This window comes from Micromonospora maritima (genome assembly GCF_902825405.1).
In the GTDB taxonomy this organism is placed as follows: Bacteria; Actinomycetota; Actinomycetes; order Mycobacteriales; family Micromonosporaceae; genus Micromonospora; species Micromonospora maritima.
The window spans coordinates 1-1543 of the sequence record NZ_CADEAU010000816.1 but is presented as its reverse complement, the minus strand read 5'-3'; the positions used below and the strand labels follow the sequence as shown (position 1 = coordinate 1543).

Below are 1543 nucleotides of genomic sequence, written 5' to 3'. Positions count from 1 at the left end.
CTGCTGCCCGGCGGCAAGGGCGTGCTCGTGCAGGCGACGGCCGGGGAGAGCGGCGAGCCGGCGGCCGGCTCGACGGTCTACCTGATCACCGCGCAGGGGATCCGCTACCCGCTCGGCGGCGACGCCCGGAGCGCGCTCGGCTACGGCGACGTGACCCCGCTGGCGGTGCCCGCCTCGCTGCTGGCGCTGGTGCCGACCGGCCCGACGCTGGCCCGGCCCGACGCGTTGGCGTACTTCGATGCGGCGGGCACCCCGACGGCCGGTGCGACACCGCCGGCGGCCGGCGGCGCGGCCCAGGTCCAGGGCGGTTGAGCGGGCGGCGACGGGTCCGAAGTGGAGGAGGACGGCGACGGGTCGCCCGGGCTGGTCGGGTTCGACTAACCTGAGCATGGCCAACGGTTCTCGACGATGACAACGGGGATGCAGCCATGACGGGGCGCACGACAGTCGACGTACTGTCCTTGGAGGACTTTCACCAGCGGCTCGAGCGACGTCTGCACGAGGCGGAGTCGGTGTTGCGCAAGCTCAACACCGAGATGCAGTGCCGTCCGCCGGCGCTCGGCACGTTCACCGACGCGACCGACAATTCCCGTCGCTACTCCGAGACGCACCAGAGCTACGTCAACCACGTCGACCTGCTGCGCCGGGCGATCCTGGCCGCCCGCGAGGCGACCCACACGATCATGACGAACTACAAGACCGCCGAGGCCCGCAACGCCGCCGTCGCGGCCGACATCGCCGCCGCCCTCTCCGGGCTCAACGAGGCGATGAGGCAGCCGAAGGAGGATCCGCGTGTCTGAATACACCCAGCGCTACGAGCACGTCAGCCACGAGGAGCTCTACCAGGGCGTCAACGCCGGAGACCCGAAGCAGATCGAGGGCCTCAGCGCCCAGTGGACGTCGCTCAAGGGCACCCTCGACGATCTCGGCCGCGACCTCGCCGCCGACCTGGACGCGTTGGCGAAGACCTGGACCGGCGACGCCGCCCGCGAGTTCCACCGCCGGCTCGACATGGTGGTCGGCTACTCCGGCAACCTGGCCGAGGGCATGACGGGCATCCGACAGGGCCTCGACATGATGGCGAGCGAGCTGCGCACCGCCCAGGCCAAGGCGGAGAGCCCGGAGAAGACCGACGACAACGACAAGCTGCTCTCCGGCGCCGGCAAGGGCTTCCTCATCGGCGGCGCCCCCGGCGCGCTGATCGGCGGCATCGTCGGCCACCAGCAGGACGAGGCCGAGCAGGAAAAGGCCCACCAGCGGATGGTGCAGGTCGTGGCGAAGCTGGCCGAGGGCTACGACTTCTCGGCCTACGGCCGGATCGTGGTGCCGGACCCGCCCCCTGACGACGACATGTTCCGCCACCCGGGCGGCAGCGATCCGACGCTGCAGAACGGCCCGTCGGTGAGGACGCCGTCGGCCGGCCCGAGCCTGGGCAGCTTCGGCCCCGGCGCGAACGGCACCGCGACCACCTCGGGCGTGCACCACACCGCCCCGATCAGCGGCACCCCCGGCGACGGCGGCCCGGGCGGCGGCGTCCCCGGCA

Annotated in this window: 3 protein-coding genes; all 3 read left to right on the top strand. The window is 72.5% G+C overall.

What is annotated here, in order from left to right; all coding sequences use genetic code 11:
- On the top strand, positions 1-312 hold a 312-nt coding region (locus HUW36_RS32590), incomplete at its 5' end, for a type VII secretion protein EccB (protein ID WP_174531551.1).
- Positions 313-428: 116 nt separating this feature from the next.
- Positions 429-800 carry a hypothetical protein gene (locus tag HUW36_RS32585; RefSeq protein ID WP_174531550.1) on the top strand — a complete coding sequence of 124 codons (372 nt, stop codon included), beginning with the start codon at positions 429-431 and terminating at the stop codon, positions 798-800.
- A partial coding sequence (locus HUW36_RS32580) for a WXG100 family type VII secretion target (RefSeq protein ID WP_174531549.1) occupies positions 793-1543 on the top strand: 751 nt, incomplete at its 3' end. The genes HUW36_RS32585 and HUW36_RS32580, both read left to right, overlap by 8 nt.